Source organism: Sulfurimonas sp. HSL3-1 (assembly GCF_039645995.1).
Lineage (GTDB): Bacteria > Campylobacterota > Campylobacteria > Campylobacterales > Sulfurimonadaceae > Thiomicrolovo > Thiomicrolovo diazotrophicus.
On record NZ_CP147920.1, the window covers coordinates 1,080,035 to 1,106,986 of the forward strand.

At 53.1% G+C, this 26,952-nt stretch carries 27 protein-coding genes and 1 pseudogene; 10 read left to right on the forward strand and 18 right to left on the reverse strand.

Features of this window, described 5'->3' with window-relative positions; genetic code table 11:
* Positions 1 to 4: 4 nt before the first annotated feature.
* The 6 genes and pseudogenes from WCY31_RS05580 to WCY31_RS05605 form a co-directional block, all read right to left on the reverse strand.
* On the reverse strand, positions 5 to 2,974 hold the full coding sequence (locus WCY31_RS05580) for a type I restriction endonuclease subunit R (protein ID WP_345973576.1): 2,970 nt from the start codon (positions 2,972 to 2,974) through the stop codon (positions 5 to 7).
* On the reverse strand, positions 2,971 to 3,777 hold the full coding sequence (locus tag WCY31_RS05585; protein ID WP_345973578.1) for an abortive infection family protein: 807 nt from the start codon (positions 3,775 to 3,777) through the stop codon (positions 2,971 to 2,973). The genes WCY31_RS05580 and WCY31_RS05585 overlap by 4 nt, the downstream gene beginning before the upstream one ends.
* A 98-nt stretch (positions 3,778 to 3,875) precedes the next feature.
* Positions 3,876 to 5,057: a phospholipase D family protein gene (locus tag WCY31_RS05590; RefSeq protein WP_345973580.1), complete on the reverse strand. Its 1,182-nt coding sequence runs from the start codon at positions 5,055 to 5,057 to the stop codon at positions 3,876 to 3,878.
* Between the two features lie 96 nt (positions 5,058 to 5,153).
* Positions 5,154 to 6,167 carry a hypothetical protein gene (locus WCY31_RS05595; protein WP_345973582.1) on the reverse strand — a complete coding sequence of 338 codons (1,014 nt, stop codon included), beginning with the start codon at positions 6,165 to 6,167 and terminating at the stop codon, positions 5,154 to 5,156.
* Between the two features lie 10 nt (positions 6,168 to 6,177).
* Positions 6,178 to 7,461, reverse strand: coding sequence for a restriction endonuclease subunit S (locus WCY31_RS05600; RefSeq protein ID WP_345973584.1), 1,284 nt, complete (start codon positions 7,459 to 7,461; stop codon positions 6,178 to 6,180).
* A gap of 8 nt (positions 7,462 to 7,469) precedes the next feature.
* Positions 7,470 to 9,032 (reverse strand): annotated as a pseudogene (locus WCY31_RS05605) (type I restriction-modification system subunit M).
* Between the two features lie 171 nt (positions 9,033 to 9,203).
* On the opposite strand from WCY31_RS05605, the gene WCY31_RS05610 reads away from it, so the two are divergent.
* Complete coding sequence (locus WCY31_RS05610; protein WP_345973585.1) at positions 9,204 to 9,896, forward strand: hypothetical protein; 693 nt, start codon at positions 9,204 to 9,206, stop codon at positions 9,894 to 9,896.
* Between the two features lie 16 nt (positions 9,897 to 9,912).
* Here WCY31_RS05610 and WCY31_RS05615 read toward each other — a convergent pair whose 3' ends face one another.
* Positions 9,913 to 10,317 (reverse strand): globin domain-containing protein, encoded by a 405-nt coding sequence (locus WCY31_RS05615; RefSeq protein WP_345973587.1) that lies wholly within the window; start codon positions 10,315 to 10,317, stop codon positions 9,913 to 9,915.
* A gap of 144 nt (positions 10,318 to 10,461) precedes the next feature.
* Between WCY31_RS05615 and WCY31_RS05620 the strand changes: the two genes are divergently transcribed.
* From WCY31_RS05620 to WCY31_RS05640, 5 genes are all read left to right on the forward strand, one after another.
* On the forward strand, positions 10,462 to 11,232 hold the full coding sequence (locus tag WCY31_RS05620) for a DUF4197 domain-containing protein (protein WP_345973760.1): 771 nt from the start codon (positions 10,462 to 10,464) through the stop codon (positions 11,230 to 11,232).
* Positions 11,233 to 11,286: 54 nt separating this feature from the next.
* Positions 11,287 to 11,574 (forward strand): hypothetical protein, encoded by a 288-nt coding sequence (locus WCY31_RS05625; protein WP_345973589.1) that lies wholly within the window; start codon positions 11,287 to 11,289, stop codon positions 11,572 to 11,574.
* Positions 11,575 to 11,589: 15 nt separating this feature from the next.
* A complete protein-coding gene (locus WCY31_RS05630; RefSeq protein ID WP_345973591.1) occupies positions 11,590 to 12,282 on the forward strand; it encodes a 2-phosphosulfolactate phosphatase in 693 nt (230 codons plus the stop codon).
* 77 nt (positions 12,283 to 12,359) lie between these two features.
* A complete protein-coding gene (locus WCY31_RS05635) occupies positions 12,360 to 13,886 on the forward strand; it encodes a PAS domain-containing sensor histidine kinase (RefSeq protein ID WP_345973593.1) in 1,527 nt (508 codons plus the stop codon).
* 101 nt (positions 13,887 to 13,987) lie between these two features.
* Positions 13,988 to 14,545 carry a cytochrome b/b6 domain-containing protein gene (locus WCY31_RS05640; RefSeq protein ID WP_345973594.1) on the forward strand — a complete coding sequence of 186 codons (558 nt, stop codon included), beginning with the start codon at positions 13,988 to 13,990 and terminating at the stop codon, positions 14,543 to 14,545.
* On the opposite strand, the gene WCY31_RS05645 is transcribed toward WCY31_RS05640, so the two are convergent.
* Positions 14,542 to 15,348, reverse strand: coding sequence for an alpha/beta fold hydrolase (locus tag WCY31_RS05645; protein ID WP_345973596.1), 807 nt, complete (start codon positions 15,346 to 15,348; stop codon positions 14,542 to 14,544). The genes WCY31_RS05640 and WCY31_RS05645 overlap by 4 nt on opposite strands.
* Positions 15,349 to 15,510: 162 nt before the next feature.
* On the opposite strand from WCY31_RS05645, the gene WCY31_RS05650 reads away from it, so the two are divergent.
* Positions 15,511 to 15,660, forward strand: coding sequence for a hypothetical protein (locus WCY31_RS05650; RefSeq protein WP_345973597.1), 150 nt, complete (start codon positions 15,511 to 15,513; stop codon positions 15,658 to 15,660).
* Here WCY31_RS05650 and WCY31_RS05655 read toward each other — a convergent pair.
* Both WCY31_RS05655 and WCY31_RS05660 read right to left on the reverse strand, forming a co-directional pair.
* Positions 15,655 to 16,098, reverse strand: coding sequence for a hypothetical protein (locus tag WCY31_RS05655; RefSeq protein WP_345973599.1), 444 nt, complete (start codon positions 16,096 to 16,098; stop codon positions 15,655 to 15,657). The genes WCY31_RS05650 and WCY31_RS05655 overlap by 6 nt on opposite strands.
* The gene (locus WCY31_RS05660; RefSeq protein ID WP_231021102.1) at positions 16,095 to 16,400 is read right to left on the reverse strand and encodes a hypothetical protein; all 306 of its coding nucleotides are present in this window, start codon (positions 16,398 to 16,400) and stop codon (positions 16,095 to 16,097) included. The genes WCY31_RS05655 and WCY31_RS05660 overlap by 4 nt, the downstream gene beginning before the upstream one ends.
* A 180-nt stretch (positions 16,401 to 16,580) precedes the next feature.
* Between WCY31_RS05660 and WCY31_RS05665 the strand changes: the two genes are divergently transcribed.
* Positions 16,581 to 17,816, forward strand: coding sequence for an HD-GYP domain-containing protein (locus WCY31_RS05665; protein ID WP_345973600.1), 1,236 nt, complete (start codon positions 16,581 to 16,583; stop codon positions 17,814 to 17,816).
* Positions 17,817 to 17,840: 24 nt separating this feature from the next.
* On the opposite strand, the gene WCY31_RS05670 is transcribed toward WCY31_RS05665, so the two are convergent.
* The 3 genes from WCY31_RS05670 to WCY31_RS05680 are packed head-to-tail and all read right to left on the reverse strand — an operon-like array spanning position 17,841 to position 18,949.
* A complete protein-coding gene (locus WCY31_RS05670) occupies positions 17,841 to 18,326 on the reverse strand; it encodes a Mut7-C RNAse domain-containing protein (RefSeq protein WP_345973602.1) in 486 nt (161 codons plus the stop codon).
* Positions 18,326 to 18,574, reverse strand: coding sequence for a hypothetical protein (locus tag WCY31_RS05675; protein ID WP_345973604.1), 249 nt, complete (start codon positions 18,572 to 18,574; stop codon positions 18,326 to 18,328). The genes WCY31_RS05670 and WCY31_RS05675 overlap by 1 nt, the downstream gene beginning before the upstream one ends.
* A gap of 30 nt (positions 18,575 to 18,604) precedes the next feature.
* Positions 18,605 to 18,949 carry a DsrE family protein gene (locus WCY31_RS05680; RefSeq protein WP_345973605.1) on the reverse strand — a complete coding sequence of 115 codons (345 nt, stop codon included), beginning with the start codon at positions 18,947 to 18,949 and terminating at the stop codon, positions 18,605 to 18,607.
* Positions 18,950 to 18,981: 32 nt separating this feature from the next.
* On the opposite strand from WCY31_RS05680, the gene WCY31_RS05685 reads away from it, so the two are divergent.
* Complete coding sequence (locus WCY31_RS05685) at positions 18,982 to 19,296, forward strand: hypothetical protein (protein ID WP_345973607.1); 315 nt, start codon at positions 18,982 to 18,984, stop codon at positions 19,294 to 19,296.
* Between the two features lie 518 nt (positions 19,297 to 19,814).
* Here WCY31_RS05685 and WCY31_RS05690 read toward each other — a convergent pair.
* From WCY31_RS05690 to WCY31_RS05710, 5 genes are all read right to left on the reverse strand, one after another.
* Positions 19,815 to 21,251 carry a protein adenylyltransferase SelO gene (locus tag WCY31_RS05690; RefSeq protein ID WP_345973609.1) on the reverse strand — a complete coding sequence of 479 codons (1,437 nt, stop codon included), beginning with the start codon at positions 21,249 to 21,251 and terminating at the stop codon, positions 19,815 to 19,817.
* Between the two features lie 68 nt (positions 21,252 to 21,319).
* The gene (locus WCY31_RS05695; RefSeq protein WP_345971335.1) at positions 21,320 to 21,631 is read right to left on the reverse strand and encodes a hypothetical protein; all 312 of its coding nucleotides are present in this window, start codon (positions 21,629 to 21,631) and stop codon (positions 21,320 to 21,322) included.
* A 23-nt stretch (positions 21,632 to 21,654) separates the two neighbouring features.
* A complete protein-coding gene (locus tag WCY31_RS05700) occupies positions 21,655 to 21,801 on the reverse strand; it encodes a hypothetical protein (protein ID WP_231021110.1) in 147 nt (48 codons plus the stop codon).
* A 122-nt stretch (positions 21,802 to 21,923) separates the two neighbouring features.
* Positions 21,924 to 23,366: an FAD-dependent oxidoreductase gene (locus tag WCY31_RS05705; RefSeq protein ID WP_345973611.1), complete on the reverse strand. Its 1,443-nt coding sequence runs from the start codon at positions 23,364 to 23,366 to the stop codon at positions 21,924 to 21,926.
* Positions 23,353 to 24,039, reverse strand: coding sequence for a phosphoglycolate phosphatase (locus WCY31_RS05710; RefSeq protein ID WP_345973613.1), 687 nt, complete (start codon positions 24,037 to 24,039; stop codon positions 23,353 to 23,355). Before WCY31_RS05710 ends, WCY31_RS05705 begins: the two co-directional genes overlap by 14 nt.
* A gap of 120 nt (positions 24,040 to 24,159) precedes the next feature.
* On the opposite strand from WCY31_RS05710, the gene polA reads away from it, so the two are divergent.
* Positions 24,160 to 26,874, forward strand: a complete 2,715-nt coding sequence (gene polA / locus WCY31_RS05715) for a DNA polymerase I (RefSeq protein WP_345973615.1) — start codon at positions 24,160 to 24,162, stop codon at positions 26,872 to 26,874.
* Positions 26,875 to 26,952 lie beyond the last annotated feature (78 nt).

A 26,952-nucleotide genomic window follows, 5' to 3' on the forward strand; every position in this document is an offset into this window, starting at 1 on the left:
ATTACTATTTTGGTGCTTTCTCCATATACTCTTCGCTTTCTTCCGCCGCCATCATGGCGTTGCCGGAAATAGCATTGGCATAATTCGAAGAATTAGCCGCTTTCTCCGTAGAAGAACCGAGACTCCCTCCGCCATCATAGAACTTCTCTATAAAGCCCATAATCTTATCGAGTACTCTCGGAACGATTTTTTTGCGTTCAAGCAGTTTCGGTTTGACGTTGAGCGTATTGGCGATGTCGTCTTTTAGCGGAGGCCTGCCGTCGTAGAGGTAGGTGTCGATAACCCTGTTGACTTCTGCTTTGTTGAGATCCTCTTCTTCGCAAAGTTCGTCAAAAGCTTTGACCTGCTCTTCGTCCCAGAATTTCTCGAACGCATCATCGATGAGATCGTCGTCTTCGATGTGCATCAGGTGGTCGTCGATGAACTTCTCGATCAGCTCGCGCTTGCTGCGGAGGCCGGGCTGAGCGTTGATGATGCTGACGATGGTGTCACGCTGCTTCTGCTGCTCTTCTGTTTTGGCCTTTCTATATTTGGCCAGGAGTTTGAGGATATAGGCAACATTGATCTCGTCCTTGTGGATGAGCTCCAGCTCAAAGTCGATCTCCTGCAGGACAGAGACCTTTTCCGTTTCATTGCGGCTTTTGGTCCGCTCGTAAAGGTCGAGGTATTTGGACTTGTAGTCTTCGAAGAGTTGCTCCGCCATGGAGAGGTTGTTCCAGTCGAAGTCGGCGAATCCCTCCAGAATATTCCTCACCCGCATCAGTTCCCGGAATGCCTTGATGAATTCCAGCTGTTTCTCTTCGTCGATGATAGCATCGACGCTGTTGATGCTCGGGGCGATAGCAATGAGCTTCGCGAAAGCCTCGTTGAACTTTTCGACATACTCTTCGTAAGGCCCCATGAGAATCTTGTCTTTTTTATCCAGATCAGAGAAGAGGGCAATGGCGTCGTCGGTCGCTGTTTTTAGGTTGCGGAAGCAGACAATATTCCCCTGCGATTTCGTCTCGCCCAGAATGCGGTTGGTGCGCGAGAAGGCCTGGATAAGGCCGTGGTACTTCAGGTTCTTGTCGACGTAGAGAGTGTTGAGGGACTTGGAGTCGAAGCCCGTCAGGAACATGTTGACGACGAGGAGGATGTCGACTTCACGCTGTTTCACCCGTTTGGAGATGTCGTTGTAGTAGTTGTAGAAGCTCTGGCTGTCTTTGGTGCTGAACTTCGTGCCGAACATAGCGTTGTAGTCGTTGATGTACTCGTCGAGCTTCTCGCGGCTGTGCTTGTTGATGTGCTCTTCGTCCACTTTCGTCTCGTCGAAGTCGATCAGCCCGTTGGCGTCTTTGTCCTCCTCATTGGCGGTGTAGGAGAAGATCGTAGCGATCTTGAGGTCGTGCTTTCTACTCTTAAAGGTCTCGTAGTACTTGGTGAGCATGTCCACGCTGCCGACGCACATCATCGCCGTGAACTCTTTGGAATGGGTTTTACGAGGATGGACAGAGAGGATGTAGTCGACGATCTTTTCGATTCTGTAGGGACTTTCCAGCACTTCCTGGGTGTTGATGGCCTCCACTTCGATATCGAGCTCGTTGGCGCTCTCTTTCTCCTTGTATCGCCCGACGTACTCCACGGAGAACTTCAGGACGTTGTCGTCGCTGATGGCATCGGTGATGACGTAGCGGTGCAGGCGGTCGCCGAATAGGTCGGCGGTCGTGCGTTTGCCCAGCTTGTTCCCGACGGCGTTCTCTTCGAAAATAGGCGTCCCCGTAAAGCCGATCATCTGCGCCTTTTCAAAGAAGCGGGTGATGTTGCGGTGGGTCTCACCGAACTGGCTGCGGTGGCACTCGTCGAAGATGAAGACGATGTGCTCATCGCGTAGCTGCTCCATCTCATTTAGGTAGCGCTTTTTGCTGATAGCGGTGTTGAGCTTTTGGATCGTCGTGATGATGAGGTCTGTCTGGACGCTTTGGCCTTTTTTGTCTTTGTAGCGACCTAGGAACTGGTCGACGAGGATCTTCGTATTGTCCGTACCGTCGACGCTTCCTTCGGCAAAGCTGTTGAACTCCTTGGTCGTCTGGAAGTCGAGGTCCTTGCGGTCGACGACGAAGACGACCTTGTGCACATGCGGGAGCTTGACGAGGATCTGCGAGGCCTTGAAGGAGGTGAGGGTCTTGCCCGAGCCAGTCGTGTGCCAGATGTAGCCGTTTTTATTCGTATTTTGCACCCGGTCGATGATTGATTCGACGGCATGGTACTGGTAGGGGCGCAGCACCATCAAAATCTTCGGCACCTCCGCCAGGACGATGTACTTGCAGATCATCTTGGAGATGTGGCAGCGCTCCAGGAAGACCGAGGTGAAAGCTTCGAGGTTGTGGATGTTTTTGTTTTCTTTGTCTGCCCAGAAGAAGGTTTGTTTGAAGGTTTGCTTTTTGTTGTTGGCGTAATACTTGGTGTTGACGCCGTTGGAGATGACGAAGAGCTGCACGTAGTTGAAGAGGGCGCTGTTGTAGCCGTAGGAGTGGCGCTGGTAGCGGTTGATCTGGTTGAAGGCCTCCTTGAGCTCCACACCCCGGCGTTTGAGCTCGATCTGCACGAGAGGCAGGCCGTTGATGAGCAGGGTGACATCGTAGCGGTTCTTATACTTACCTTCGATGGTTACCTGCTGGGTGACCTGGAAGAGGTTCTGGCACCAATGCTCCGAGTCCAGGAACTCGATGTAAGAAGTCGTGCCGTCGTCCTTGGGGAGGGCGAACTTGTCGCGGAGGATCTTCGCTTTTTCGAAGACGTTGCCCTTGTTAAGGTGATTAAGAATGCGGGCGAACTCGGTGTCGCTCAGCGTGGTCTTGTTGTGCTTTTCGAGCTGGTGTTTGAGGTTTGCTTTGAGGGCCGCTTCATCTGTGATGAGGACTTTTTCGTAGCCCAGTTCTTCGCTGAGCTGTTTGACCAGGTTGGCTTCGAGGACGGCTTCGGGTTGGGTGCTCATTTATCCTCTTTACTCTCAGTATAGGTCTTATATAAAAAGATTGCCATAGAACCTGCCATATTAACTGCTAACTCACCATGGCGCTCCAGAGGTTTTACTTTTGTCTTAGTGCTTCCATGGGCATCCCCTAGTTTATTTCTCAAAGTTCCTAGACCATTAATAATGCCGCTGGCTCCACCAAGAATTTGTTTGAAAATCGCTTCTTGATGTTGTTCTGGAGCAAGATTTAAATGTTTTTGCACCTTTTTATATAATTCAGATAGATCCATATTGACATCATACTCTATGTCTTGCTCATCTAGAATATGTTTTAAAACACTTTCGATGAGAGTCCTTGCCATGGTAATAGCACCCTCGGGGTCATTACCTTTGCGTTCTATTGCTTTGATCCAATATTCATGGATATGCTTTTCATCAAAAGTTATTGTTTCTTCTATTGGGGCAAGTGTTTGGAATTCTAATTTATCAAGTAGTGGTAAAAACTCATTTTTTATAAATATTCTTCTTTCTTCGTAAGTCGGAAATTTATTTTTAATAAAATCCCAAAACTGTCTTACATCTCTATTTTGTTTTAGCCAGATTGGTAAATGCTGTTCAAAGCTTTTGTTTTGTACAAGCCGGTTTCTGAGTATTGTGTATATTTCGTCATCACGATTAGCACCTGCAGCCATATCACTAAATTTATCATGTGCAAAACTAACAAGCTCATAGCCAGTGATTGTATTAACTTTGTGAAGTAATGCTTCCCTTTGTTTTTGAATTAGTTGTTGAGTACTTTCAAAAAATTTTAGAAGATTTTCCATGTTGCACCTCACACAAGCATCTGCTGGAGCAGTCTTTTTTTGGATTGATTGACGAGGCTGGCTTCGGGTTGAACACTCATGTTTTTCGAGCTCTAATCTTAATAGGTAATGATATCCAGCATTGCGGCCCGTACCTTCCAAACCTTTCGTTCTTCATCACTAGAAGGTTCCAAGCTTTTATACCAAGGAGTATCATGTATATTCACAATAACCTCGTCCCAATATCTTTCATAATCATGTTGTTTGAGCTCATCCATATTAAAATCTCTATAAACAGGATAGGTATTATTCTTTGTTACACAATAAAAAATGTCAGGTCTTTTCATCGCTAATAGTCTACTCAAGCTTTTTACCCCAAATCCGTAAGGCACGTTTGATTGGACAAAATTAACAAACTTCATGTACATTTCTTTAGAAACCTCGCCTTCTAAAGGAATCGCATCTAATGCTTTTGAAAATTCGTCAGCTGATTCTATGATTTGCTTTTTAAAATAGGGAGAGACCATGTGACCGAAATACATCCAATTAACGTCATGCTCTCCATAGTTAATGGTGCCGGCAATTTGTCTTACGATGTCATCTGGCATTTCACTCAAACTGCTATATTTTTTAAAATACTCTTGTACATGTTCTAGTAATTTCAAACGTTCTTCCAGTGAATCGTCTAAAGCATGTTTTGCTTTGTCAAAAAAATTTTTCCAACTTAATAAGTTAATTGGAGTTTCAGTCATTAATTGTTGAGCATTTTCATTGGACTTATCTACATTGTTTCTATTATTTTCTTGTGCATTATAGTCTTTCAAATATATTTGATATTTTTCGTGGGTCATCCGATAAGCAAGTGAAAAGTACTTGTTGATTTCATCTAAAATATTATCGATGAATGTCTTGGTGTCAGCATCTTGACTATTTAGATGAACCATCATCTCAATATTATTTGCAAGCCCTCCACGTGTGAAGTTTGCGCTGCCTATTAGACACTCCCAATCTGATTTAGAGTTCATAAACAAATAAATCTTAGGATGAAAAATAACACCTTTAGTACTAAACATATATTTGACGCTATTTACATTCAAGAAAGTTTCTATGAACTCAGGTGAAGTGTTGTAACCGGATACACCGACTATCATCATAGAGATTTTTTTTGAATAATTTAAAAGAGCTTGGGAAGAATCCGAACCTAAAGTAGCCCATGCGGTGGCGATATAAATCTCTTGATATTTTTTTATTAATGAGGTCATTTTTTTATCAATCTTCTTCGCATCACTGATAATATTCATGATCTTCCTTCTTTCTTATTGCTTTACACAAACATCTGCTGAAGCAGTCCTTTTCCGAATTGCTTGTTTTTATCAGTAAGTGTTGATGCTCGGTACTCATTCTTCATCTTTGGCAATGTATTGTTTCACAAATGCAAGTAGTGCCTTCGTGACTCTTTCTACTGCTTCACGTCTCTGTAATAACTTAGGCCTATGTTTCATAGTGTCTACTATCGCATCGGGTAGAGGAACACGATGATCAAATTGATATGTCTCAACAATTTTTAGAAGCTCGTTAATATAAAGATTTTCATCCTGACAAAGTGTCGTTATTGCTTCTTCACTACCTTCTAAGCTTAATAGGTCTTTGTATCGCTCTTCAATTGTGTCACTAATATCGCGTTCTTCTTTTATTGGTTCAGCATCTTCCTTTTTATAGACTTGCTCTGTCATTTCTTCTAGTGGCTCAATCTCTTCTTCTGAGACTATTTCTGGCTCAATCTTTTCTTGATCAAGGAGATAGTCTTGAAGTTGTTCTTCGTAGGATGTGTAGTCTTGTTCATATAGCGCTTTGCTGTATTTTACATAACCACCTAGTGGGAATGAATCATCTAAAGAGCCGTTAAAGTTAGGATTTTCTTCATAGGAAATTTGCTCGATTCTCGTTATTTCTAAAGCAAAAAAATGCTTAAGCATATAGACAATGACCACTCCAGTAAATTCTTCTATAAATTTTGCAAATCCTTTAGAGCTACACAAAACTTTAGGAACTGGCTTGCCATGCGCAATATCACCTCTATGCGTACGAATTTCACCTAGCAAATGAATGGGGTGTCTAAAGTGATAAATAAACTCTGCTTCAAATTCATCACTTAGTTCGCCAAGTTTGTTCACAGTAGTGCTAAACAGTTTTTGAAATGGCCATTCTCTCATATCTTTCTCAGTAAGAGAATTGTCTAGTCTCAATAAAATCGTTTTAGAGATACCTTCGATTAATGCTTTGCAAGCTTCAATAGCAATATCAGGATGTGGAGTAAGATTTGTTTCCACTTTTTCTATGAGAAGTTCGTAGTAGCTAAACTCTCCATATTTTTCTGAGTTTTCAGCGATAAGTGTTCTTACGGAATCCATTAGTGCTCTTTTATATAAACATCTGTTGTAGTAGTGCTTTTTTAAATTGCTTGGCGTTTTGCAGCTCTTTGGAAACGAGGTCTATCTTTGTGTCGATGGCGGAGAGAAAATCGGCTATCTTGGTTTGTTCTTCTTTTGAAGGAAGTAAAAACTTCACGTTTGACAAATTGTTTTTCGAGATTCCTAATACCGATATACCCGTTGCCGATTTCATAATCTGATTTCTAATATTGTTTGTCTGCATCAGATAGCTGGCAAACCCAAGTGCCATTACATCATTTTTGTCCCTGGCAATGTATGTATGCAAACCCGCTAAAAGCTTTTCATTCTGCAAATCTATCAACTCAATTGTTTTACCAATATCTTTGTAGTCTTCAGAGGCGTCCGCAATAACCAAATCTTTCACTTGACAATACTGTTCATCTTTTATCTTACTGATTTCTATATCGTCGTTGAGGAAGGGTACGTTTTCTTTGTTTATGTGGAAATTAGAACGATATTTTGTATGGATGTCCCCATAATGAATGTTTTTGACCCTTCCTTGTACATCATTCATCAGAGCTCTTGAAAAGCTGTTCGTGTTGATGAAAGAGTAAATCTCTCCAAATAGCTTCTCTTTCCATTCCGGAAACTCACTCTTGTCATCCGCTCTGAAGCGAATCTCCTGCGAGAAGATTTTTTGCATCCCCCCTTTTTTGTACTGCTCAAGCAGCTCCTGTTTTTTAGTGAGCTTTTCGATTTTGGTATCGACGGCGTTGAGGAAAGAGGCGATTTTTTGTTGTTCAGGTTTCGAAGGATAGTGTAAAACAAACTTTTCAACTATTGTATTATTGAAACTTTGTTGCTTCGTACCTTGTGCATACTTGTAATAAAGGGGTATGCCATATTTTAGATACCAATAAAACAAAAACTTAGTATGTATTTCGTCTGTTTCATAAAATGCCATACATGACTGATTTGTCGTAGCTGGAATATCATTGATTGCACATTTACCTCGTGTACCAGGAGCTTCTAATCCTGTAATCGCAATAAAAAATGTACCCACTGGGTAAAGGCGTAAATTTGTATCTTTGATTGCTTGATCAGAGATTTTTTCAATTGTGTCATTAATATGACCAAAATTTAATTCACCACTAGTTATCCAAAGATTGTTTCCTTGAAAATAGTCTTTAACAAGTCTGCTGGGAGTCGATCCAGTTTTCAGGTTTGTATATAACTCTCCAATGAAATTTTCATGCCATTCATCACTAAACTCAGGAAACCGTAACTTCGGAACTTTGCTTACCGCAGTCATGGTAACACTCAAAACGGCGTCGGGATGCCGAGTTCATTACAAAACTCGGCGATCTGAGCATCGTTGGTTTTTATATCAGCATCGAGGGCTATAAGCTCGCCGGTGACTGCATCCAGATCGACCGGCTCCTCCTCCTCGAAAGTATCGACGTAGCGGGGAATATTGAGGTTGTAGTCATTCTCCTTGATCTCCTCCAGCGTGGCGAGGTGGGAGTACTTCTCGATCGCCTCCCGGTTGCGGTAGGTGTTAATAATTTTCTCGACGTTAGCGTTAGTAAGGATATTCTGGTTTTTCGCCTTTTCGAACTCGTTAGAAGCGTCTATAAAGAGGACGTTGTCGCTGGCTTCGCGGCACTTCTTGAAGACCAGGATGCAGGTTGGAATAGAGGTCCCATAGAAAATATTGGCTGGCAGGCCGATGACGGCGTCAAGGTAGTTGCGGTCCTCGATGAGATAGCGGCGGATGTGCCCTTCTGCCGCGCCCCGGAAAAGCACGCCGTGGGGCAGGACGACCGCCATGATGCCATTGTCGTCGAGGTGCTAGATCATGTGCTGCACAAACGCGAAGTCCGCTTTGGAAGCGGGGGCGAGCTTGCCGTACTGGCTGAAACGGTCGTCGCTCATGTGCAGCGGGTTCGCCGACCAGTGGGCGGAGAAGGGGGGATTGGCCACGACTGCTTCAAAGCGCTTGTCCATATGTTGCGGATGTTCGAGGGTGTCTTCCTGTTTGATATCGAACTTGCGGTAGTGGACGTCGTGCATGATCATGTTCATGCGGGCGAGGTTGTAAGTAGTACGGTTGAGCTCCTGCCCGTAGAAGTTTGAGACGTCGTCGACCTCCTTGGCGACGCGCAGCAGCAGCGAACCGGAACCGCAGGTCGGGTCGTAAACCGATTTGAGCTTCGTCTTGCCCGTAGTGACGATCTTGGCGAGGATCTTGGAAACTTGCTGCGGGGTATAGAACTCCCCCGCCTTCTTACCCGCGCCTGCTGCGAATTGGCCGATGAGGTACTCATAGGCATCGCCCAGAACGTCCCGGTCGTGGTTTTTCAACTCAAAGTTAATGGCGTCGAGGTGGGAGAGCACCTTGGCAATTAGGGTGTTCTTTGCTGCCTCGGTCCGGCCCAGTTTAGTACTGGTGAGGTCGAGGTCTTCGAAGAGATGGACGAAATCATCCTCGCTCTCGTGCCCCATCGTCGTCTGCTCAATATTGCGAAGAATCTGAGTCAGGTCTTCCAGGATAAAGTTGTCTTCTTCACCGTTACCGCGTTTTGCAATCTGGCTAAAAAGCTCAGTGGGTTTGAGGAAATATCCCAGTTTCTCGATAGCCTCTTCCTGGATGGCCTCAAGGTACTCTTTACCGTCTTCGGTTTTTTCGTCAATATCGAGATACTTTATGCCATCTTCGGCAAGGATCTCATCGGCATAATCTTCCATCTTTTCGGAAAGGTATTTGTAGAAGATAAACCCGAGAATGTAGTCGCGGAACTCATCCGCATCCATCTTCCCGCGAAGTGTATTTGCAATGTTCCAAAGCTGCTGTTCTAAAATCTTTTTGTTCTCTTCACCCAATGGGAGTGTCCTTTAAATGCTTAAAATCTTGTCATCATATTATTGCAGTGTATGTTACTTTTAAGTGACTTAAATGATCAAAATCCATCCTTTACGTGAATGACAATATGCAACAAAAATCGCAAATAAAATATTTGGATATAAAATTTAGGAAAATAAAAAGGAGTGTTTATGAACGCGGAAGAAGAAAAAAAAGATAGTAAGCTGACACGTAAATGTTATATGCAAATGAAAAATGCCTATGAAAATAGTACTGTTTGGGCGCTAGCAAAAAAAGTACCGGGCCTAACAAAATGGACAGTGATTTACTTTATTAGTTTAATTGCCAGTGTAGCGTTCCCAATCATAAGTGCAGAATTCATTGATGAATCTTGGATTTATATCTTATCATTGATCATATTTACGATGTTGTTTCTTGCATGGATGATATGGATTATTTATGGAAAGTCGATAATGTTGTTAGAAAAATATTATCACAACTCAAAAAAAATAAAGAAATATAGAAAGTATTGGCTTGGGTCAAGATATGAATATTTTAGGGAAAGCTTGACCCCAAATGACAAATGTGACTTTGATGGGGTTCTAGCACTTCTTCAAGAAGAAAGAAAAAGAGTATATCCGTCTTTTTGGGATCATAAATTATTTGCAACAAACTTGGCCTTTTTAATGGTTGGGTGGAGTGCGATAGCAGGTATGTTGGCAAATGGTGATGTCATCTCAAAAGCATTATTGGTATATATCGTATTCGTATCTATCACAATTCTGCCATTAATTGGGATGCTAGTAATCACGCTACAAACTAAGGACAAAGAATTTGATGAACTTGAGAAGTTCATATTCTGGTATGAATGCGAAAAGGGATGAATTCCGTGGACTTCCATCAAACAGTTTGGCTGTACAGGTAGTCGTGATTAAGATGGGTCAGTGCGGCATCCCAAGCGTTGATGGCTTTTGGCGGGGCTTTGCGATCCAGAACCTGTTTCATGCCTTTGAGCAGCGCTTCGAAGATGAGCTCGAACTGCTCAGGCGTTGCGGTGGGATACATGGCTTTGAATTTTTCTGCATACGTTTTCATTTTTTCGGGGCGGTCGATAAAGCTGGTCAGTGCAATGACGGCAAAGCTGAATTGCTGGGGCATGTCGGCTTTGGCTCCCTGGAACAGTACCTTCAGTTCCGGGTGCTCCGTCAGCAGGATTTTAAACGTCTGCTCGGTAATGGCATTGATGTTCTCTGCCACCTTTGGGGCGCTTTTTTGCAGGTTGTCGTAATGCTCCTCCGGGATCATGACTCTCCTTTTTGCATCGGATAAGCAATTCTCATTCCAATGCCGTTTAAATGCATTTTCGGATTTATGGCATACTGCTAGACAAACGAACCCATAGGACCAACTATGCATTTCTCAAAACTTTTAATGACCTCTTCTTTGGCTGTGGTACTCACGACCCAGACCCTCAATGCCGGGCTGTTCGACTCCATCATGGAGACAGTGACAAAAACGACTTCTGGGGAGACGCAGACGAACGATGCCTCCGGGCTCTCGATCACGGATATCGACGGCGGTTTGCGCGAGGCGCTCAACAAGGGTGTCAAACAGGCCATTGAACAGTTGGGGCAGCAGGACGGTTTCCTCGGTAACAGCCTGGTGAAGATCCCGGTGCCCGACAAGCTGATGATGGTCGAGAAGGGGTTGCGCAAGGCGGGGATGGGCAAGTATGCCGATGACTTCGTCACGGCGATGAACCGGGCGGCGGAGAAGGCCGTGCCGGAGACGGCGAAGATCTTTGCCGACACCATCTCCGCCATGAGCATCGAGGATGCGAAGAAGATCCTGACGGGTCCGGACAACGCGGCGACGGAGTATTTCCGCGAACACTCCGGCCCGGCGCTGCAGGCGGCGATCTTGCCGATTGTCCAGCAGTACACCCAGGAGACAGAGGTAACGCAGTACTACAAGACAATGGTCGATACCTACGACAGTTACGGCGCGCCGGTGCTGGAGCAGACGGGAGTCACGAAGCTGCTTGGTTCCTTGTCGGGTGAATCGAACGCGACGCAGTACGACCCGCGCGACCTCGACGGCTACATCACGGCCAAGGGGGTCGACGGCCTCTTTACGGTCATTGCCGAAGAGGAGAAGCAGATCCGTACCGACCCTGCGGCGCGTACGACGGAGCTCCTGCAGAAGGTTTTCGGCAACTGAGGGTTGGGGTAGAACGGTTTTTGTAATAGGGGAGTCAAAAAAAGGTTCTCTACAGTGCAAAACAAAACGCGTCCAAAAGTCGTTCTTCTCAAAGGCAACGGCCCCATCATCATCAACAGCGAAATGATGGAGCTTATTACGATCACACTGTCCCACGGTCTCGTCGGCCTTCCGCTGGAGGAGCTGCGCGCCGAGAAGGTGATCATCGTCAAAGACCTCGATGCGTTCTGGGATATCCACAAGACCGTCAAAGAAAAACCGGCCTGTTTCGTCTACAGCTATGACGGACTGGAGGAAGAGGACCTCAAAAAGATCCACTCGGACGACATCAGCCACATTTAGGAGAATAAAGCATCAGTGACACCCCGGGTTGAGATTTTCCGCGGCAACGACCTTGCGCTTCCCGATGCGGAGGTCAACGTTGTCATCGATGTCGTGCGGGCTTTTACGGTGGCGCATTACGCTTTTTTGCGGGGCGCGGCGGAGATCCTCCTCGTCCCGGACGTCGCGGCGGCCTTCGCCGTGCGAGAGGAACGGCCGGAGGTGCTGCTGGCCGGCGAAGTAGGTGGACTGCCCATCGAAGGGTTCGACCTCGACAACTCGCCGGCGCGCTTCGCCCTTGCCGAACTGGAAGGGCTTACAATCGTGCAGAAGACGACGAATGGCGTCAAGGCGGCGCTGCACTCGCTGGGCGCGCCCGCGGTGCTGCTGACGGGCTTCTCCAATGCCGAGGCGACGGCGCACTACTTGCAGGCGCGTTACGGCGGCTCCGATGCGCGGATCAACCTCGTCGCCTCCCACCCGACCGGAGACGAGGATTTCGCCTGCGCGGAGTATATACGCTCGCTGCTGCTGGGCGAGGCGATGGATACCGATGAGGTCCGGCGGCGCATCTACGGCTGCGAGACGGTCGCGAAGTTCCTCGACCCCGCCCGTCCCGACTTCAATCCCGAAGACATCGACTACTGCGCAACCTCCCTGCCGCCGGCGTTTGTCATGGCTGTTCGTCAGGACGCGCGGTGGACCAGCGTGCGGAAAGTGACACTATGAACAGAGTCATTTCCGTGAACGCCTCGGCAGGGCCTTTGTATACCTCCCTTACGCTAAAATGAGGCAGGAGAAGACGCATGTTCAGTTTTGAAGAGATTTTTGACCTTGTCGATATCGGGATCACTGTCTATGAACCGTTGGAGGAGGGCAACGATTTCAAGGTCGTCTACATCAATGACAAAGCAAAGAAGTTTTGCCGTTTTGACGTGGGAGAGTCCGTCAGCGAAGCGTTGTCTACGCTCTATCCGGTCAATGAAACCCGTCCTCTGATTGAATTCTTCCGGGAGGTGTACCGTACGGGAGAGGCGCAGGAGATCGCCCTGGTCCCCTGTTTCGGTTTCACCAATCTCTGGCAGGAGGGCTACATCTACAAACTCTCCAGCGGCCACCTCGTTTCGCGCTGTCTAGGGGTGAAGGATGAACGCGCGCGGGAGATCCTGGCCCCGGATGAGCGTCTCACCTTTCGAACGATCCTCGATACGGCGCCCATCGGGATCTGGTCCCAGGACGTCTCCGGCAGACTCCGGTTCGTCAACAAGGCCTTCTGCGATGCCACCGGCATCAGCGAGGAGCGCTTCCTCTCCGTTCCCCATTACGAACCGCTCTACTCGCCGGAAGCCGCGAAGAGCTGCATGCGTTCGGATGCCGCGGCACTGCAGCAGAGCGAACCCCACCTCTCCTATGAGAAGATCCCCTTTACCGACGGCAAAGTGCATGAGGTCCTGATCGTCAAGACGCGGGTCGAAGACGAGTCGCACGGCGTCAGCGGCCTGGTCGGTCTCAGTCTCGATATCACCGAACAGCTCGAAGCGGAGCGGAAGCTCGAGGCGATCAACCGGAACCTCGAGGAGCGGATCAGGGAGGAGATCGAAGCGAGCCGCCGGAAGGACACGATGCTCTTTCAGCAGAACAAGTTCGCCGCGATGGGGGAGATGATCAGCAACATCGCGCACCAGTGGCGGCAGCCACTTAACACCCTGGGGCTGTTGATGACGGGGATGTCGGTCAAGATGATGATGGCACAGGACGACACGCGCGAGAGCGAATTCGAAGCGTTTCAAAGCCACTGCAGCGAGATTATCCAGTACCTCTCCGACACGATCGACGATTTCCGCCTCTACTACCAGGAGGACGGGGGGCACGACAGTTTCTGCATCAGCGATATGGACAAATCGCTGCATACCCTCGTGATCAGCTCCATTATGGGCAACCGGATCCGTTACGAGAACGATCTCGAAAACGTACGGATCAGCGGTCATCTGAACAACCTAAAACAGGCGCTGATCAACCTCTATTCGAACGCGGCCAATGCCATCAAGAGCAACGGGACCGAAGCGGGCTTTATCCAGTGCAGAGGGTTCGTCGAAGGATCGCAGTATGTCATCAAGGTCTGCGACAACGGCGGCGGCATCGACAAGGCGATCATCGACAAGATTTTCGACCCCTATTTTACGACCAAGCACAAAAGCCAGGGCACGGGGCTGGGGCTTTACATGACCCGGCAGATCATCGAACAGAAGTTCAGCGGCACGATCACCGTGAAAAATGAGAAGGCCGGCGCCTGCTTTACGATCCGCCTTCCCTTTCCCGGGGAGGCGTGCTGATCTTCCGCGCCGCCTTGGCGGTTTACATTCATTTACGCCGCAGCAACAATGGTTTGGGGAATATGGCGTATAATATTCCCAATTAACCGGGAGGGGAGATCATGAAAGATTACTCGTTACAACTGCGCGTCTGGCACTGGGCCAACGCCGTCGTCGTCCTCGGTCTGCTGGGGACGTTTTTCCTGCGCAAGACCTTTCTGAGCTGGCACACCAATTCGCAGATTCTGCTGGAGAAGCTCGCATCATTCGGCATTACCGTGACGACGGAGCAGGCGGCGGCCCTGGCCAAGGCGGTGAGGGCACCGATGTGGGAGTGGCACATCATCCTGGGCTACGTCTTCGCCGTGCTCGTTCTCTGGCGGCTGGTGATGATTTTTAAAGAGGGGTTCGGCTACGCGCCGGAGAACAGCCATATGGCGTGGGTCTACAGAGGCTACAAAGTCATCTACGCCGTGATGGCGTTTATGGCCATCAGCGGGCTGCTCATCCACTTCTACAAGGAGATCGGCCTTGCCAAAGACGTCGCGGGTTCGGTCAAGGAGCTGCACGAGATTGTCGCCTGGGCCATCGTCGCCTTTGTCGCGCTGCACATTGCCGGCGTTTTCGTCGCCGACAACCGCGACCAGAAGGGGATTACCTCCAAGATGATCTCGGGCTAGTCCCGGTGGCAGTGCCCGGAGAGAAAGGGGAGCAGGGCGGCATTGAACGCCTCGGGATTCTCGAGGTTGCTCAGGTGCCCCGCCCCTTCAATGATGACGAGCTCGGCGGCCGGGAGGGCGTTGTGCATGTAGACCGAAGCGTCCGGCGGCGCGATTTGGTCCGCCTCGCCGACGAGGATGAGCACCGGGAGGGTGAGCCGGGGGAGTAGGCTACAGGTCTCGTCGCGTTCGCGCATGGCGCGCAGGGAGTGCACGAGGGAGTGCGCGGGCGTCGAAACGATCATCTCCCTGACCGCGGCGACCGTTTCGGGGTGCTGTTCAAACGTCTGTTCCGCCAGCAGTTTGCCCAGCAGCCCCTCGGCAAAGGGTTCGACGCCGTCCGTTTCGATGGCACGGATGGCCTTGAGCCGCTTCTCGCGTCCCTCGGGCGTATCGGCGGCACACTGCGTATCGCAGAGAATGAGGGCGTTGAAGCGCTCAGGGTGTTCCTCCGCCGCCCGCAGGGCGATGTACCCGCCCATGGAGAGGGCGCACAGCGTCGCCGTTTTGACCCGCAGGGCGTCCATCAGCGAGAGCAGGTCCTGCACAAAGAGGGGAATGGAGAAGGGTTCCTCTCCCCCCTCCGTCTCCCCGTGTCCTCTTAGGTCGTAAGCGATGACCCGGCAGTGCTTCCTGCAGGCTTCCGCCTGGCGCTGCCACATTGTCCGGTTCAGGGGAAAGCCGTGCAGAAAGATCAGTGCCGGCATGTCGACCGATCCCAGGTCGTCATAGTGTATTTCAATACCGTTGACCGTCGTTGTCATGCTCGCTCCTTCTATAAGTATATTTAATCAATTTTAGCGAAAAAAACATACTGTATGCATAATGAAAATCTATACGAGTCTTGCGGCGCCCCTTCTGCGGTCGGCAGTGCTATAATGGGGAGAAAGAGCGCTTGCCAAAAAACGGGAGGGAGAGGAGCCGGGATGAAAACCCTATGCAAGATGAGACTGAATACGGATGAGAAGCCGGACAAGGCGCTGCGAAAGCTGCTCTCCTTCCCGAAATACTACTGCAGAAAATGCCTGCGCACCGCAGCGGAGAAGGGCGCGCTGTGCAAGCCGGAGAAGCTATGAACCGTAGACTTCCATCGGCATCCCGATGGCAATGGGGTTGTGGAGCATGACGCTGCGCTTCTCCTCTCCGTCGGCGACAAAGAGGTCATAGGGGACGTAGAGCAGGCGCGCGGAGATCTTTTTGTGCGCCTGCGCCCTCTCCTCGACATGGATGCGGATCCCCTGGGGCGAGGGGGCACTGTACTGCTCGGGGATGGTGACGCGGGCCACGAGGGCGATGGCGTCGACGTCTTCCATCTTCACTTCGCCCTTGAGGCGTTCGAGAAGGTGCTCGTAGCACTGTTTCTCTTCGGCGCATTCGCAGGCGAGATCGCGTACCGTACCGTTCTGCGCCAGCAGTTTGGCAAAGGGGAGGAGGGGCCGGTCGTTCTCCAGGGCGATAACGGCGTCGGCGACGCAGCGCTCCACCATCTCGAACAGTTTCTCTTCGTCGGTCATCGTTTTCCTTTTTGGTTTGTGTGCCCCTTGTACCATTTACAGCGCTTTTTCTGCTTGATGGTGTAGACGTTGTACTGAAACTTCTTGCCGCAGTCGGGGCAGGCGAAGATCGCACGGTTCTTTGCCTTCATATAGCGCACAAAGAGGAAGTTGCCGACCTGGTCGCCCTCGCGGTAGACGGTTTTGTCGTTGCGGGCGGCGAGCGCCTCGGCGTTTTGGGCATCTTCGCGCGCGCGGCGCTGCCAGAGCGGCTCTTCGTCCTCTTCGAACGTGCCGGTGTCGGCGGTGTAGCGTTCGGTCATCGGCAACGGGCCGTCTTGCGCAGCGGAAGTCGGCAGAGAGGTAAGTAGGCAGACATGGGTGAATTATATCCTATCCGCGCGGCGGGAAAAAACGCGATACTGTGTCGGAAACATGCCGTTCGGTTAGAGGGAATGTGCTATGATCTTCTTAGATAATAACGTTCACAAAAAGTGTTAACGATGGACTACGAACTCAATATTCGCGAAGTGATTTACGCCCTCACCGAAGCCCTCGACCTTGTCGGTATCGACGACACGCGCCACGGAAAACGGGTGGCATTCATCGCCGCCGAATGCGCGAGAGCCGCGGGGTTCGACGAGGCATTTATAGACGACATCATCGGTATCGGGATGCTCCACGACTGCGGCGTGTCTACGACGGACGTTCACCGCTCCCTGGTGACGCAGCTGGAGTGGAAGGATGAGCAGATCCACTGTGAACGCGGGGCGATCCTGCTGGGCAAGGTGGCACTCTTTCAGCGCTTCGCACTGCCGGTCTACTACCACTACACCCATTGGGAGCTTCTGGAGCATCTGCCCGTTGACCGGCGTGTCAAACAGCTGGCGAACCTTATCTATCTTAGCGACAGGGTCGATGCGCTCCGCTCGCAGATGGGTGGTACTGGCCTGGAGCGGAGCGCGGAGATCGAACGTATCATCGTCGAGCACAGCGGCACCTTTTTCGCGCCGGATTTCGTCGAGGCGTTCCGGACGGCTTCGGGCCGGAACTCCTTCTGGTTCTCCCTGGAGGACGAACCGCTGGAGGAGCAGCTGATGGAGTGGGTCGGCAGGGGAGAGAACAAACCCTTCTCCTTCTCGGCCGTGCGGGAGATGGCGCAGATGTTCGCCGACGTTGTCGATGCGAAGAGCCCCTTCACCTTTGAACACTCTTTCGGGGTCGCGGCGTTGGCAAATTTCCTGGCCCGGGGGTTCGGGCTGGACGAACAGCGGCGCGAGACGGTGGAGATCGCTGCACTCCTGCACGATCTCGGCAAACTGCGGGTTGAAGACGCCATTTTGAACAAGAACGGGCGGCTCGACACCGGGGAGAAAATACTGATGAACCGGCACGGGTTCGATTCGAACATGATCCTGCGGCGCATCCACGGCTTCCGGGAGATCGCCCGGATCGCCTCTTTGCACCATGAGATGCTCGACGGAAAGGGGTACCCCTATAGCCTGGGGGAAGAGGATATCCCCCTCGAAGCGCGGATCGTGACCGTTGCCGACATCTTCCAGGCCCTGGTGCAGACGCGTCCCTACCGTGCGGCGATGGAGCCGGACGCGGCCTTCGCCATTTTGCAGGATATGGCCGATGCCGGGAAGGTCGATACGGCGGTCGTGGCGATGATCGGCACGAACCTGCAGCAGGCCTACCGCCTGGCAAAGTACAAAGAGCGAGTTAAAGCGGCATAGGCTAGCCTCGGGAGGGCAGTCGCACTACTGTTGGCTGTCAATGGCGTTCTGCAGGGCCGTTTCCAGGAGAAGAATCATGTTGCGGTAGTGGTCGCCGTTCCAGTAGACGCGGCCGCATTCGGGGCACTGCCGGAAGGTGTCAAAGGTCTTGTAGACCTTTTCGGGTACGGCCTTTTGAATCGCGGCGGGGCAGACGCGCACGAGCGGGGCATTGCAGACAAGGCAGCGCCGGTGCGCATCCTCACCTATTTCCAACCCGAAATGCGCCGCCAGTTCGTGCAGCTGCTCGTGGAGTTCGACGGCGTCAAGCAGGTAGACCGGCACGTTTTTGCGCTGCGCAAGGGCGGCATCCCGGGTGAGAACGGTGCGTGTCTCATCCTTGGCTATCCGGAGCAGTTCCGTGTCCTGGATGGTCGGGAAGAAGAGGGTGTCGTACCCCATGAAGCGGAGGTACTTGGCAACACGGCCGAGATGGCAGTCCGCGATAAAACGGTGCTGCGCACTGCCCATCAGGCTTCGGGGGTCGTCTCGGTGACGCTGCTCCAGTCGTTTAGGCTGGCAGGGACGTTGCCATACTCGTTTTCCAACCGGTCCCACTCGGGATAGTCGGTATTGAAAGCGGCGACGTCCTCGGCCGCTTTTTCCGGGCTTTCATACTCCCCGAGCATCTCCTCATCGATCCAAAGCTGGTAGCGCTCGTGGCCGGCCTGTCGGATCTCGAAGGTCCCGATATCGGTGTTGAAAAGGTAGTTCCGCATCTGCTCCTCCTTGGGTGCCTATAAGGAAGATTATACCGTCATTACCGCCCAGGTGTCATCTTTGAGACACTCGGTGAGCATCTCGCCGGTGTGGGTGTTCTCTATGCCTTGGGCTGCAAGCGCCTCGGTGGCGTTGTAATCGTCGGTGCAGACGATGCAGGCGCTCATGGTGACGCCGCTCTCTTGCATCTGTTTCAGGCGCGCCTGTACCTCTTCATCCGCGGCGGCCAGTTTGATGGAGGGGCCCCAGATCATCAGGTGGGCCTCCTCCCAGTAACCCCGTTCCAAAATGACGGAGCCGTAGAGCAGCGGGAGCTTCATGGCAACCTCTTTGTCGCCGTTCGTCCAGACGATCAGGAGTTTTGTTTTCGACATTGTTTTTGCCTTTTTGGTAAAATTCTATCCTAATGATCCGAGAAAAAATCGCAACCGCCGCCTACCGCCTGAAACACAATCCCGCCCTGCGCCGCAGTCTCGCGCAGATGAAGCCGAAAAAAACGGTCTGGGGCTTTTTGGGCATCGTACTCTTCTTCTTTGTCCCAGAGATTATCGCGTTCGCCTGGGGCGCCGACATCACAGCCTACGCGCATGCGCAGATGCTCGACGTCCCCGCCGAACCGCTGGCCACTTGGTACGAGCTGCTGGTCATGCTCTTTGAAGAGGGCGGCAGCTGGCTGAATCTCGGCATCGGCTTCGCTTTTCTCCTCTGGCTTTTCCTGTAAAAAAACAGCTACCTACATTAGCTTCGGTTCCCGAAGCGCATACAATCAATAGGCGTAAGGTCGTTAAGCGTGCCATGAAAGCCGCTGCGGAGGCACAAAGCCGGGAGCAGCGAGCGATTCGCGCAACGACGATTTTCTTTTGGTTCTTTTCTTGGTAAAAAGAAAAGAATGAACAGCATATCTCTTTGCCACTTTTTTAGAAAAAGTAGCACAAAAAGCGGCCTTTCGCGAATCGCTCATCCCTCCCGGCTTTATGCCTCCGGGATGGCTTACAAAGAGCGCTCAAGGCCAATTTCTAATTTTATTGGATGCGCTTCGACGGGTCGAAGCTCTTTTGCTTTTGTTAGCTTCGGTTCCCGAAGCGCATAAAATCGATCGGCGACTTGTCGTTAAGCATGCCTTGAAAGCCGTTGCGGAGGCACAAAGCCGGGAGCAGTGTGCGATTTGCGCAACGACGATTTTCTTTGGTTTCGTTTCTTTGTAAAAAGAAAGGAAAAGGAAAAACCCTTTTCCACTTTTTAGGAGGAACAGGAGAGTTTGAGGTTCTTGTGTTCGTTCGGAGTCGCCTTGGCGTAGCGTTCGAACTGCGGCAGTTCGTCGAAGGGATTGCGGGCGATGGTCAGCAGATCCTCGACCCCGCTGTTGTCAAACTTCTCCGCCTTTTTAATCGCCTCTTGCAGCATGTAGTTTTTCAGCACGTATTTCGGGTTCGTTTGCAGCATGGCGGCGTGGCGCTCCTCCGCGCTGCGCTCTTCGTGCAGCAGCCGGGCGTCGTACTCGGCCAGCCATTCGCGGACAGGTTCGCGGTCGACACAGATATCGAGCAGCGGTTTGCCGTCGCCGTCGTAACGGCTGAGGGTGCGGAAAAAGAGGGTGTAGTCCGCCTGGCTATTTTGCAACGCGGTGAGCATCTTTTTGAGCAGGATGATGTCGTCCTCCTTCACCGTCGCCAGTCCCATTTTGGCGCACATGATCTCGACGTAGGTCTGGGTGTAGACGGAGCCGTAATCATCGAGCTTCTTCTCCATCCGCTCCTTTGAGACGATGGGGGAGAGGGCCTCGGCGAGCATCGAGAGGTTCCAGTAGGCGACATGGGGCTGTTGCCCGAAGCCGTAGCGGCCGTGGGTGTCCGTGTGGTTGCAGATAAAGGAGATGTCGTAGTCGTCGAGCATGGCGTAGGGGCCGTAGTCGATGGTGAGTCCGCCCATGGACATATTGTCCGTGTTCATAACCCCGTGGTTGAATCCGACGCTCTGCCACTGCGCCAGCAGACGGGCGGTGCGCTCGACGACCTCGGCAAACATCAGGAAGTAGGCATCCTCTTCGCCTTTCAGGTGCGGGTAGCTCTCGGCGATGACGTAGTCGGCGAGGGGTTCGAGTTTGTCGTGCTCCTCTTTATAGTAGAAGTACTCGAAGGTGCCGATACGGACCCAGGTCGGCGACATCCGCAGCACGACCGCCCCGCGCTCGAGGCGCTCGCGTACGACCTTCGTTTCCGAGCCGATCAGCGCAAGCGCGCGGGTCGTCGGGATGCCGAGGTGGTGCATCGCCTCGCTCATCAGGTACTCGCGCACGGAGGAGCGCAGGACGGCCCGCCCGTCGCCCATGCGCGAATAGAGGGTCTCGCCGCTCCCTTTGAGCTGCAGGTTCCACGTGCCGCTCTTGCCGAGGTTGATGGCCCGTCCGTCGCCAAGGCGCGGGACGAACATCCCGAACTGGTGCCCGGCATAGCACATGGCAAAGGGTTTGGCGCCTTCTGGGGTGAAGGTGCCGTTGAGCAGCCCGACGAGTCTGTCGTCCGTGCCGGCGTCCGAAGAGAGGCCGATCAGTTCGGCGGCGTCGGGGTTGAAACTGATAAGGTAGGGGTTTTTCAGCGGCGTCGGATCGGTCGGATCGTAAAAGAGCGGATCGAGGTCGAGATAGGGGGTGTCGAGTGTGAGTGCATCCAAAGTCATGCCGACTTTGTACATTTACTGTTCTAAAAGCGCAAGGACGCGCGGCGATGCGTGCTCGCCGCCTGGTTTCACCCCTCCGTCTTGACAAGGTAGGGGTTGTCGTCGATATGCCGGCGGCGAAGGTTGACGGCGCTCTCAAGCGTCTGCTCCTTTACCTCGCGCCACGCTTCGATTCCCGCAGGCACACGGATGGCTTCGCTCTCAAGGTCGTCCCATTCGATGTAGCCCGTGTTGAATGTCGCGACGTCATCGGCAGCTTCGGCAGCCGTGGCGTACTCGCCGAGTTTCTCGTTTTCCAGCCAGAGTTCGTACATCCGGTGGTGGCGGCCGTTCGTAATCTCGAACGTGCCCAGGTCGGTATTGAAAATATAGCTGTGCATCCTCTCTCCTCTTGATGAATGCATCAGCCCTTGCGTTTCGCTTTCTTTTCGACACGCTCTTTGACTTTGTAGTCTTTGATGTGCTTCTTGACCTCCTGCTTGAGCTCTTTCTTCAGTATGTTCTTGAGCTCTTTTTTGACGTATTTGCTGACTTTTTTCTTGTCGATCATCGCATCTCCTTTGCAACGGTATGGTTACATCATAAAACAGGAAGGCTTAAATGTCAACGTTGCGGCAGCCGGTTTGTCGTGCTGTCGGAAGAGGGCGGGCGATGGGATCGTGCGTAGGCCGCTTACGCGGCGGGGCTGCCTTCGCGCACCGTTCGGCGGGAGAGGCAGGTCGGGTAGGAGCGCGCTTCGGCGATGGAGGAGGCTTCGGTCTCGATCAGCTGCTCCGGTGGGACGGCCGGCACGTCGAAGGTGCGGGTCCCCTGCACGGCAGCGTCGGCGTAGCCGAGGTTCACAAGGCGTTCGACGATGGCGTCGGTCATGCTCAGCACCGAGGAGGCTTTGACGACTTCGCAGCGGGCGTAGCGCTCCCCCACGAAGGAGACGTCGGCCGCGCGCAGGGTCGGGTCGTCGCCGGGGATCTGCTGGGCGCCGAAGAGGGGCTTGGAGGCAACCTCGGCGTCGATGAAGGCGGGGATATAGCGCGCCATATGCTCGATGGCACGGCGGCTGCGGCGTTCGACGCAGGACCACTCCCACTCCCGGTCGATCATCTCGATAAAGCGTTCGTCGAGATTGGGCTGGGCGCTGGCGGGGGTGCTGCCGACCAGCCCTTCATCGAAGAGGGTGATGTCGTTGGTCATGCCGTGCAGCTGCACGAAACCGCAGGGGTAGGGGGTGAACTGCGCCATCCCGTTGGGGGTGCCGCGCTCGCCGTGGAAGATCACCTCCGGCCAGACGGCGCTCTCCTGCCATTTGGTGACGTAGGCGGCCTTGAACTCGACCATCCGCTCGCGTTGGAACCCGAGCATGTCGTCGATCTCCCCGGTGCGGAAGCCCGCGGCGTTGATCAGGTAGTCGAAGCGCTGCTGCGTCGTATGTTCTCCGTCGGTCGCGGTGACAGTGAAACCGTTACCGTCATCACTCCGGGTCGCGGCGGTGACCGCCGTGCCGAGCTGCAGGTCGCAGCCGTCGAGTTTTTGGAGCGAGAGAGCAGCGCCCGCGCCGAGTCGGAAGAGGTTCAGGCCGTACTCCTGGACCATGATGAGCGGAAATTTGACGGTGGAGAGGTCGACCTCGCGGGCGACGGGGATCATCCACTCGTCGGGGGTCTGCGGCATCGCGACCGGTTCGCGTTCGCGGAGCGCTTCGACGCTTTCGCGGTCGTAGAGGCGGAAGTAGGTTTCCGGGTCGCCCAAAACCTGGTTGCGTTCGTCCTCAGCGATAAAGCGCTGGTATTCGCGGCGCAGCATCTCCAGCCGGGGGTAGAGGTCTCCGGGTTCGCCCGTGTCGGTCAGGGGAACGGCGATGACTGTCGGTCGGAAATCGACGGCGTAGGGGTAAAAACGCAGCAGGTCGATGGACTGGCGCAGCAGGGTAACGCACTGTTCGTCGGAGATCTCGCGGTAGAGGTTCCCGCCGGCATGCAGGTGGCAAAACGGGGGACCGGAGACGAGGCTCTCGCCCTTTTCGAAGAGGGTGACCCGCATTCCGATGCGGCTCAGGTAGAGCGCCGCCGTCGCTCCCGCGACCCCGCCGCCGACAATGGCGATGTTAGCCGACACCATGGGAGACTCCGAAGGGGACAGCGACCTCGGCGAAGGTGTCGCAGACAAGATTGGGGGTATACGAGGCGATCGCCTCCCCGTAGTTGTAGCCGTAGCCGAGGCCGATGGCATCCATCCCGGCGGCTTTGGCCGCGAGAATATCGTTTTTGGAGTCGCCGACCATGACGCAGCGTTCCTTGTCGACGCCAAGGGTTTCGCAGACGTGCAGCAAAGGCCGGGGGTCCGGTTTCCGTTGGGGCAGCGAATCGCCGCCGAGGGTATATTCGAACAGTTCAGACATCCCCAGGCTGTGCAAGATGGGTTCTATAAAGGCGTAGGGCTTGTTGGTCACGATGGCCAGGCGGTAGCCCTCTTGGTGGAGTTGTTGCAGGACTTCGGGGACCTGCGGATAGGGACGCGTCAGCACGGCGAGGTTGCCGGCATAGAACTCCAAAAAGATCGCGAGGGCGCGGTCGACCGTTTCGGCGGCGTCCTCCGTGTCGCTGCTCGCGCGCAGGGCCCGCTCGACAAGGGTGCGCGCGCCGTTACCGACCCAGCCGCGGACCGTCGTCTCTTCGAAGGGGGGACGCCCGAGCTGTTCAAGCATATGGTTGACCGCCAGCGCCAGATCGGGGGCGCTGTCGATGAGGGTACCGTCAAAGTCGAATAAAATCAGCTCTTTATGCTTGAACACCAGTCAGTTCCTTATGTAAATTTTTCGTCGGGATTATAGCGCAGCCCGATTAATCCCGTTTTCGTTAAAATGGCTTCCGTTTTTATCTAAGTGCAACTTTAAGACCAAAAGAGACCTGTTATGCCCAAAACCATTACCGTCATCGATACCTTCGGTTTCTTCTTCCGCAGTTTTTACGCCCTGCCGCCGCTCACGAACAAAGAGGGTTTCCCGACCGGACTGCTCACCGGGTTCATCAACTTCATTGACCGTCTTCACCAGGACCACGCCAGCGACTACATCGTCTTCGCCCTCGATGCCAAGGGGCCGACCTTCAGGAACGAGATCGACCCCGAGTACAAGGCGCACCGCCCGCCGCCGCCCGACGAGCTCAAGGCGCAGCTGCCCATCGCCATCGAGTGGATCGAAAAGATGGGGTTCAAGACCCTGATGCAGAGCGGCTTCGAGGCCGATGACATGATCGCTTCCATTACGAAAAAGGCGGTCGAGGCGGGGATGGTCGTGCGGATCGTCTCCCACGACAAGGACCTTTACCAGCTCATTGACGACGACAAGGTCGTGCTCGTCGACGCCATCAAGCGCAAGGACGTCAACGAGACGGAGTGCCTGGAGAAATACGGCATCCGCCCCGAACAGTTCACCGACTACCAGGCGCTGCTCGGCGACAGCGCGGATAACGTGCCGGGGGTCAAGGGGATCGGAAAGGTGACGGCGCAGAAGCTGCTCAACGCGTATGAGACCCTCGATAACGTCTACGCAAACATCGACGAAGTGAAGCCGGCCGGGGTACAGAAGAAGCTGCGCGAAGGGGAGGAGAACGCCTGGATGTCGCGGAAACTCGTTACCCTGCGCGACGACCTTTTCGAGACGGTGGCGTGGGACGAGTACGATATGGATGATCGCAACCCCTTCTTGCCGATCGTGCCGGAGCTGATACGCTATGAAATGAACGGAATCATCCGCAAGCTCAAGGCGAAGAAGCTCATCAGTGAGGAGGAGATCAGTCAGGAGAACGCCGTGCAGGAAGCGGAGTGCCCGCTGCCTGCGAACGCCGGTTTCACCGCGAAACTGATCACCGACGAATCGGAGCTCGCCGCGCTCACCGGCGCAATTACCCCGGAGACCCTTGTCGCTTTCGATACGGAGACGACGGGGCTGGATTACCTGGAAGACACGATGGTCGGGTTCAGCTTCTGTCTGAGCGCAGAGGAGGCCTACTACGTCCCCGTCGCGCACAGTTACCTCGGCGTTCCGGAGCAGGTCGGTAAAGCAGCCGCCTCGGCGGCGCTGCGGCAGATCTTTACCGGGCGGGTCGTCGGGCATAACCTCAAATTCGACCTCCACTTCGTCAACCACTATATGGAAGGGTTCGAACCCTCTCTCTATGCCGACACAATGATCATGGCATGGCTCGCCGCGCCCGAGAGCGCGCTCTCCCTTGACAAACTCGCGCTGCTGCACCTGAATCACACGATGATCAGCTTCAAGGAGACGGTCAAGAAGGGGGAAGACTTCTCCGGCGTCGATCTGGCCGATGCCTGCGGCTACGCCGCCGAGGATGCCTGGGCGACATGGAGGCTCTATGAGAAACTGACGGCGCTGCTTGGCCTGCAGGGCGAGCATCTTCTCGAAGAGGCCGCGGCAGTCGAGTTTCCCTTCTCGCTGACGCTCGGCGCGATGGAAGAAGCGGGCATCCGGGTCGATACGAAGGTGCTTGCGGTCTTCCTGGAGGAGGCGAAGGAGCGTTTGGCGGCGCTGACGCAAAACATCTATGAGCTCACCGGCAGTGAATTCAACATCAACTCCACGAAGCAGCTAGGGGAGGTGCTCTTCGAGAAGCTGGAGCTGCCCGTGGTCAAGAAGACGAAGACGGGCTATTCGACGGACGAGAAGGTTCTGAACGCTCTGATGGAAGAGCACCCGGTGATCGAAAAGCTGCTTGAATACCGTGAACTGCACAAGCTCGTCTCTACCTACCTCGACCCGCTCTTGCAGCTGGGGCAGCAGCGTCCCGACGGTCGCATCCACACCTCCTACGTGCAGACGGGGACGGCGACGGGGCGGCTCAGTTCGAAAAACCCGAACCTGCAGAACATCCCGACCCGCACCCCGTTGGGGGCGCGTATCCGCGAGGCCTTCGTGGCCGGTAAGGGCAAAAAGCTTATCGGCATCGACTATTCGCAGATCGAACTGCGGCTGCTGGCGCACTTCAGCGATGACCCGACCCTCGTCGACGCCTTCAAGCATGACAAAGATATCCACCTGAGCACCGCGATCGCGCTCTTTGGCGAGGAGGAGGCCCCGAAGAAGCGCAGCATCGCCAAAACCGTCAACTTCGGCCTGCTTTACGGCATGGGGCAGAAGAAGCTCTCCGATACCCTGGGCATTACGACGAAGGAGGCGCGCGAGATCATCACCCGCTACTTCGAGACCTTCCCGACGGTCAAATCCTACTTCGCCTCCATCGTCGAGCGCTCCAAAGAGCAGGGGTACGTCGAGACCCTGCTGGGGCGCCGCCGCTATTTCGACTATGACAAGGCGACGCCGATGCTCAAAGCCGCGTACGAGCGCGAATCGGTCAACACCGTCTTCCAGGGCAGCGCGGCCGACCTGATCAAAATGGCGATGAATCGCATCGATGATGTGATAAAAAAAGAACGCCTCCCTGCTACCATGCTGCTGCAGATTCACGACGAACTGATCTTCGAGGCGGATGCGGCCCAGGCCGATGCGCTGGGGCAGCGTTTCCAATCTATTATGGAAGAGATCCATCCCCTGCATATCCCGCTGCGGGCGTCGCTGAACATCGGGGCGCACTGGGGCGAACTGAAATAGGCTCTGAATAAGCAACGCTTATTCAGCCTCTCCCGCCGATTGAAAGACTCCGTTAACCGAAAATGACTACAATTACGC